The 7,670-nt window shown below is 60.4% G+C and carries 6 protein-coding genes; all 6 read right to left on the minus strand.

Features of this window, described 5'->3' with window-relative positions; translation table 11 throughout:
- Positions 1–144 precede the first annotated feature (144 nt).
- A complete protein-coding gene (locus ACW9JE_RS26475; protein ID WP_457434425.1) occupies positions 145–1,491 on the minus strand; it encodes a carbohydrate porin in 1,347 nt (448 codons plus the stop codon).
- A 213-nt stretch (positions 1,492–1,704) separates the two neighbouring features.
- The gene (locus ACW9JE_RS26480) at positions 1,705–2,865 is read right to left on the minus strand and encodes an ABC transporter ATP-binding protein (protein ID WP_457434426.1); all 1,161 of its coding nucleotides are present in this window, start codon (positions 2,863–2,865) and stop codon (positions 1,705–1,707) included.
- A 4-nt stretch (positions 2,866–2,869) separates the two neighbouring features.
- Positions 2,870–3,715 carry a carbohydrate ABC transporter permease gene (locus ACW9JE_RS26485; RefSeq protein WP_224541243.1) on the minus strand — a complete coding sequence of 282 codons (846 nt, stop codon included), beginning with the start codon at positions 3,713–3,715 and terminating at the stop codon, positions 2,870–2,872.
- Positions 3,708–4,616: a carbohydrate ABC transporter permease gene (locus ACW9JE_RS26490; RefSeq protein WP_224541245.1), complete on the minus strand. Its 909-nt coding sequence runs from the start codon at positions 4,614–4,616 to the stop codon at positions 3,708–3,710. The genes ACW9JE_RS26485 and ACW9JE_RS26490 overlap by 8 nt, the downstream gene beginning before the upstream one ends.
- Positions 4,617–4,801: 185 nt before the next feature.
- The gene (locus tag ACW9JE_RS26495; protein WP_457434427.1) at positions 4,802–6,109 is read right to left on the minus strand and encodes an ABC transporter substrate-binding protein; all 1,308 of its coding nucleotides are present in this window, start codon (positions 6,107–6,109) and stop codon (positions 4,802–4,804) included.
- Positions 6,110–6,227: 118 nt separating this feature from the next.
- Positions 6,228–7,487 (minus strand): D-mannose isomerase, encoded by a 1,260-nt coding sequence (locus ACW9JE_RS26500; protein ID WP_457434428.1) that lies wholly within the window; start codon positions 7,485–7,487, stop codon positions 6,228–6,230.
- Between the last annotated feature and the right edge of the window lie 183 nt (positions 7,488–7,670).

Genomic DNA, 7,670 nt, shown 5'->3' on the forward strand with positions numbered 1-7,670 from the left:
GGGTCGCGAAGCGGCCCCAAAAAAATGGGACTGCTGCGCAGTCCAACGGGGGCAAGCCCCCTCGCCACAAACGCCCCAAAAAAAAGCGGACAGCCTGGGCTGTCCGCAAAATGCGCACATTGAGAGGAGCTTATCGCAACAGCGTCAGAACACCGACTGAATTTTCAGGCCGGCGACCAGTGCGTTGTCCACTTCATCCACACCGCCTGGATGAGTGATGTATTGCAGGTTCGGGCGTACGGTCAGCCAGTTGGTGACGTGGAAACCGTAGTTCAGCTCGTAGTTGTACTCGGTCTCGCGCAGTGGCGAGAACAGCGGGTCTTCGTAGTTGCTGACACCGTTGGCGGTGTTGGTCAGTTCGGCGTTTTTCTTCACGTCATCGTTGACATGGATACGGGCGAAACCGATGCCGACGTCATCTTTCGGACGTGCATCGAACGGGCCCTTGTACACGAACATCAGCGACTGATAGTTGTCGACGACGTTGGTGTCCTTGTCGTGGAAAGTGGCGTTTGCGGCGATGTTCAGACCGCGGGAAGAATCGCCGTTGTGGCTGGTGAGTTGCTGCTGCGCGACGAACCAGTAGCCGTGCTTGCTGCTGTGGCTGCGGTAGGCATTGCCGGAGGTGGCAGCATCGTTGCCGTTTTCGTCTTCGCGAACGTCATCGGCCTTGGCCGTGCTCTTGTAGTAACCGACACGGTACTCGCCCGGCAGGTTGCCAGGGTTCGGCAGCCAGACCAGTTCAACCGGCAACACGGTACCTTTGGTGCCGCTGCCGCTGAGCTTGAAACCGTTGCCGTGTTCAAGCTGCGAAGGGTTCTGGTTGTACGCACCGATCTGCGCATACCACTCAGGCGAGATGTTGTACTTCACGCGGATCGCCGCCTGGCTGATCGGCCAGTTGTACCAGATGTTGGTGGCCCAGTTACCCACTTGCGAGCCGCAGAACGCCAGGTTCTGGAATTCGCACGGGAAGCTGTTGAAGTCTTCGCCTTCACCAAAGTAACCGGCCTTGACGTCCAGCTTGTTGTCCAGGAACTGGTGCTTGATCCACAGCTGGGTCAGACGAACCATGTGGCCACGGCCGTAGACTTCCTGGGACGAACTCAACGTGCCCGCGCGCGGATCGCCGATGCGGTCGTTGGAGATGTTTTCGCCGTTACGGTTGGTCAGCTGGATCTTGGCCTGGGTGTTGTCCCAGCCGAGCAGCTTTTGCAGATCCAGCGCCGCGCCCAGACCGAACTGGTCGGCGTAACGCGCAGTCTTGTCGTCGTTGAAACCACCGTGCAGGTTGCCACCCACTTCACCGACGTAGTCCATTTTGATGTCGATACCCTGCTCGATCAGCCGGGTCCGTTCACCACCCCAATCGCCGGTCATCCATTCCGAATCGGCGCTAAACGCTTCAGCTGCGTGGACGCTACCGGCCAGGGTCATCGCGGCAATCGCGGATAACTGGCAGATAAGCTGAGCGTTGTTGTTCTTCTTCATCCCTACATCCTCGTTTTATTGTTATTAAGTTTTTACTTCACTAACGCGGTTACAACGGTTGTGACGGGCGACAGGCCGTCCGCCACGGATTCCCCCTCTAACCTGTAGGAGCTAGCTTGCTCGCGATGGTCGTCAACTATGACGCTGGCACCCTGACGCCCCGCGGTGCCTTGTCATCCATCGCGAGCAAGCTTGCTCCTACAGGTCTCTATCTCAGCGGCCTTTGAATTGAGTGACGTTGGCAGCGTGTTTTTCAGCTTGTGGAAGACCGGCAGCCCCCAGGCGTTCACCGGTCTTGGCATCGAACAGCAGCACTTTCGACGGATCGAATTGCAGGGTCAGGGTCTCGCCCACTTGCGGCGCAACGTCCGGCGAGAGACGGCAGCAGACTTTGGTGTCGTTGAGATTGACGAAGACCAGAGTGTCCGGCCCGGTCGGTTCGGTGACCTGGACTTCGGCGCGAATGGTCGGCAAACCATTGGCCTCGGTGCCGGCCAGCGAGATCTGCTCCGGGCGCATGCCGAGGATCACTTCGCGGTCTTCCAGACCTGCGTCCTGCATGCCCAGCGGCAATTCGCAGCGCGCCTGACCACTGTCGAGCAGCGCCACCAGGCGACCGTCCTTGCGTTGCAGACGCAGCGGGATGAAGTTCATCGGCGGCGAACCGATGAAGCTCGCCACGAACAGGTTGGCCGGGTCGTTGTAGATTTCTTTCGGGGTGCCGAACTGCTGGATGATCCCGTCCTTCATCACCGCCACTTTGTCGCCCAGAGTCATCGCTTCGATCTGGTCGTGGGTCACGTAGACCGTGGTGGTTTTCAGGCGCTGGTGCATCAGTTTCATTTCAGTGCGCATCTCGACCCGCAGCTTGGCGTCGAGGTTGGACAGCGGTTCGTCGAACAGATAAATCTTCGGCCGCCGCGCCAGTGCTCGCCCCATCGCCACACGCTGTTGCTGACCACCGGAGAGCTGGCCGGGCTTGCGGTTGAGCAAGTGTTCGATCTGCAGCAGCTTGGCGACGCGAGCGACTTCTTCGTCGATGTCGGCAGTCGGCATTTTGCGAATCTTCAGACCGAAGGCGATGTTGTCGCGCACGCTCATGGTCGGGTACAGCGCGTAGGACTGGAACACCATGGCGATGTCACGATCCTTGGGGCTCATGCCGCTGATGTCGGCGTCGTCCACCAGGATCGCGCCGCCGCTGATGGTTTCCAGGCCGGCGATGCAGTTCATCAGGGTGGATTTGCCGCAGCCGGACGGGCCGACCAGGATCAAAAACTCCCCGTCGTTGATCTTTAGCTCGATGTCTTTGAGCGTGTCCGGCAAACCGGCGCCATAGGTCTTGTTGACGTTGCGTAATTCGAGAGTTGCCATGTTTCTACCCCTTGACCGCGCCGGACGTCAGCCCACGCAGGAAATACTTGCCAGCGAATATGTAGACCAGCAGTGTCGGCAGCCCGGCGATCATCGCGGCAGCCATATCAACGTTGTATTCCTTGGCCCCGGTGCTGGTGTTGACCAGGTTGTTGAGGGCCACGGTAATTGGCTGGGCGTCGCCGCTGGCGAACACCACGCCGAACAGGAAATCGTTCCAGATCTGGGTGAACTGCCAGATCAGGCAGACCATCACGATCGGGATCGACATCGGCAGCAGGATCTTCCAGAAGATCATGAAGAAGCCCGCGCCATCGAGCCGCGCGGCCTTGACCAGCGCATCCGGAATGCTTACGTAGTAGTTGCGGAAGAACAAAGTGGTGAACGCCAGACCGTAGACCACGTGCACCAGCACAAGACCTGTGGTGGTGTTGGCCAGGCCGAACTTGCCGAGGGTGAACGAGGCCGGCAGCAGCACGGTCTGGAACGGCAGGAAGCAGCCGAACAGCAGCAGGCCGAAGAACAGCTGCGAACCACGAAAGCGCCACATCGACAGTACGTAACCGTTCATGGCGCCGATGAAGGTCGAGATCAGCACCGCCGGCACGGTGATCTTCACCGAGTTCCAGAAGTAGCCGCCGACCACATCCCACGCCTTGATCCAGCCGATGCCGTCGATCATCGTCGGCCAGCTCAGCAGGTTGCCGGTGCGGATGTCTTCCGGGGTCTTGAAGCTGGTCAGCAGCATCACCACCAGCGGGATCAGATACACCGCAGCCGCCAGCAGCAAGGTTGCGTAGATGGCGATGCGACTGAAGCTCAGGGTCGGTTTTCCGAGTTGATTAGTCATGGCGTTTGCCTCGCAGCTCGGAGTACAGGTACGGCACGAGGATGGTCAGCACGGCGCCGAGCATCAGCATGGCGCTGGCCGAACCGATGCCCATCTGGCCACGGCTGAAGGTGAAGGAATACATGAACATCGCCGGCAGGTCGGACGAGTAGCCAGGGCCGCCAGCGGTCATCGCCGCCACCAGGTCGAAGCTCTTGATCGCGATATGCGCCAGGATCATGAAGGCGCTGAAGAACACCGGGCGCAGGCTCGGCAAAACGATCTTCAGGTAGATGGTCGGCAGGCTCGCACCGTCGACTTGCGCGGCACGGATGATCGACTGATCGACTCCGCGCAGACCGGCCAGGAACATCGCCATGACGAACCCGGAGGCTTGCCACACGGCAGCAATCACCAGGCAGTAAACGACGCGATCCTGATCCACCAGCCAGTCCAGGCGAAAGCCTTCCCAACCCCAGTCACGCAGCATTTTGTCCAGGCCCAGGCCTGGGTTGAGCAGCCATTTCCACGCGGTACCGGTGACGATCATCGACAGCGCCATCGGGTACAGGTAGATGGTGCGGATGAAGCCTTCCTTGCGAATGCGCTGGTCCAAAAGTACAGCGAGGAACACGCCGAGGATCAGGCTGATGCCGATGAACATGCCGCCGAACAGCGCAAGGTTCTTGCTCGCGACCCACCAGCGGTCGTTGTCCATCAGGCGCATGTATTGCTGCAGGCCGACCCACTTGTAGCTCGGCATGAAGCTGGAATTGGTAAAGGACAGAATGAACGTCCAGATGATGTAACCGTAGAAGCCGACCAACACGACCACCATGCTCGGCGCGAGTACCAACTTGGGTAGCCAGCGTTGCAGTGCATCGAACGGTGAGGCTTTGCTGAAAACCGCCACAGAGCTCATCGGGATAATCCAGGTAAAGAGAAAAGAAACCGGCAAGCCGATCCCCTGTGGGAGCAGGATCCTGTGGGAGCTGGCTTGCCTGCGATGGGATCAACCGGGTTCAAAGTCGAACCGAGTCGCCTGCATCGCTGGCAAGCCAGCTCCCACACAATCCCATTCCAACCAGGAACAGGCTGCGTCAGGAGTTACTGAGCCGCTTTGACCGCCGAAGCCAGTTGCGCACTGGCCTTGGCCGGGTCGGCGTCCTTGTCGTTCATGAAGTTGGTGACCACGTCGAAGATCGCGCCCTGCACGGCCAGGGAAGTGGCCATGTTGTGCGCCATGCTCGGTTGCAGGCCGCCAGTTTTGTCGTCCGCCAGGAAGTCCTTGGCAGCGGTCTGGGCGCAGGAGTCGAAGCCGAGTTTTTCCATGTCGTTCAGCATGTCGGTCCGAACCGGGATCGAACCCTTGTTGATGCTGAAGACTTTCTGGAAATCAGTACCCAGCGCGACCTTGGCCAGGTCCTGCTGCGCGGCGATGTCGCCCTTGCGATCAGCCTTGAGCTTGAACACGGCCAGGGAGTCGATGTTGTAGGTGAAAGATTTATCAGTGCCCGGGAACGCTACGCACTGGTAGTCCTTGCCTGCGACTTTCTTGGCGGCGGTCCATTCGCTCTTGGCCCAGTCGCCCATCATCTGCATGCCGGCCTTGCCGTTGATCACGTCGGCGGCAGCGATGTTCCAGTCACGACCGGCGCGGTTCGGGTCCATGTAGGTGGTGACTTTCTTCAGCTCGGTGAAAGCCTTGGTCATCTCGGCGCCCGACAGGGTTTTCTGATCGAGGTCCACCAAGGCTTTCTTGTAACCGTCGGCGCCCATGACCGAGAGCACCACGTCTTCGAATACGGTGCTGTCCTGCCAAGGCTGGCCACCGTGGGCGAGCGCGATGAAGCCTGCGGCTTTCAGCTTGTCACCAGCGGCATAGAATTCTTCGAGGGTGGTCGGGGCCTTGTCGATCCCGGCTTTCTTGAACACTTCCGGGTTGATCCACAGCCAGTTCACGCGGTGGATGTTCACCGGCACGGCCACGTAATCGCCTTCGTATTTCACGGTGTCGGAGACTTTCTTCGACAGCAGTCCATCCCAGTTTTCCGCTTTGGCAACGTCCTTCAGGGTGTCGGTGCTGAGCAGGCCGGTGCTGCCCCATTCCTGGATGTCCGGGCCCTTGATCTGCGCAACGCCTGGCGGGTTACCGGCCACGGCGCGGCTCTTGAGTACGGTCATTGCGGTGGAGCCACCACCGCCGGCGACTGCGCCGTCCTTCCAGGTAAAGCCGTCTTTTTCGACTTGGGCCTTGAGGACATCGACCGCTGCCTTTTCGCCACCGGACGTCCACCAATGCACGACTTCCACCGAACCTTTGGAGTCATCGGCAAAGCTTGCGAGCGGGAACGCGGAAAGAGGAACCAGTGAGGCGAGAGAAATGACAGTAGCGAGGCGAGAAATCGCATTCATCTAGAAGTACCTTTCTTGTTGTTATGCATTGCAAGTCTGGTGCTTGCGCTGCACAGGATTTTAACCAGCGCACATCCCTTCGCAGGTAACGAAGGGACGCGCGAATGTCACCACATGGTTACACAGGAACGCTCTGGGACAACTGTCCCAGCGCCGTGGCCATGCTCGGTGCCAGGGGCAGGCGCGGAATCAGCAGCGCCTGCCAGGCGTGATAGAGGTCGGGTTTGCCGGCCCAGATGTCGGCGCTGGGGCGGTTCAGCGGGTCGAGCTCGTGGTGCCAGCTGCCGTCGCAAAGATCGATGAAATGCTTGTCACAGAATTCCCAGAACAGCCGGTACCACTGCTCGTATTGCGCATCGCCCGTGCGCTTGAGCAATGCGCTGGCGGCGGCGCTGGCTTCGCAATGGGTCCAGTGCAAGCGATGGCGGACCACCGCGCGATTGTCCCAGTCCAGGGTGTAGACGATGCCCGGTGCGCCATCGACGTCCCAGCCATGACGGCAGTTGTGTTCGAAGAGTTTTTCCGCATCGGTGGCCACCCAGCCCGGCGTGAGCATGCCGGCCTGTACCCGAGCCGCTTCCAGGTGCAGCAACAGCCGCGCCCACTCGAATCCGTGACCCGGGGTGGTGCCGTACGGGCGGAAACCGTCGGCGGGATTGTCGTGGTTGTACTCGCGCAGCGGTTGCCAGTCGCGGTCGAAATGCTCGACCACCAGATAGCCATTGGCGGCTGCATGGCCATGAATCACCCGCTCGACGGTGCGCTGGGCGCGGCACAGCCAGCGGTTGTCGTCGGTGACGTCGGCCAGGGCGAGGAAGGCTTCGGTGGCGTGCATGTTGCTGTTGGCGCCGCGATAGGCCTCTTCCTCGCTCCAGTCGCGATTGAAGGATTCGCGCATGGCGCCCTCCTCCTCGCTCCAGAAATACGTGTCGATGATGTCGATCGCATCATCGAGCAAGGCCTGCGCACTCGGTCGTTGCGCGACCACCGCGGAGCTGGCGGCCAGCGCCACGAACGCATGCAGATAGGCGTTCTTGCCGGTGTTGCCGTCACGGTGCTCGGCCACCGCGAACCAGCCGCCATGCAGCGCATCGCGCAACGGCCCGCGCAGCGCCTGGATGCCGTGATCCACCAACTCGGCAAACCCCGGCAGGCCCTGGATATGGGCCATGGCGAAGCTGTGGGTCATGCGCGCGGTGTTCATGGCTTCGGCTTGGGCATCGGCCGGCAGATGGCCGCGCTCATCGAGATTGCCGAAGCCTTCAGGCAGCTTCGAAGCCTTGGCAAACGCCAACAGGCGCAGGCCTTCGGTGGCCAGCCATTGCTGATGGGCAGGTGCGTTGAGCCAACTGCTGAAGGCAGGTTGGAAGGTGTGCATGGGGGACCTTTTTTGTTGTTATGACTGAGGGGCAGTCTAAACAACGGGGGGTGGCGGGCTTGTAACGAAGGGGGCGAGTTATGTCACCAAACCGTGACAATCATGAAGGATGAGTTGACGGGACTGACGCCTTCGCGAGCAAGCCCGCTCCCACAGTTGACCGAGTCGCTCAGGTGAACGCGG

It is taken from the genome of Pseudomonas sp. SDO55104_S430, from assembly GCF_054070595.1.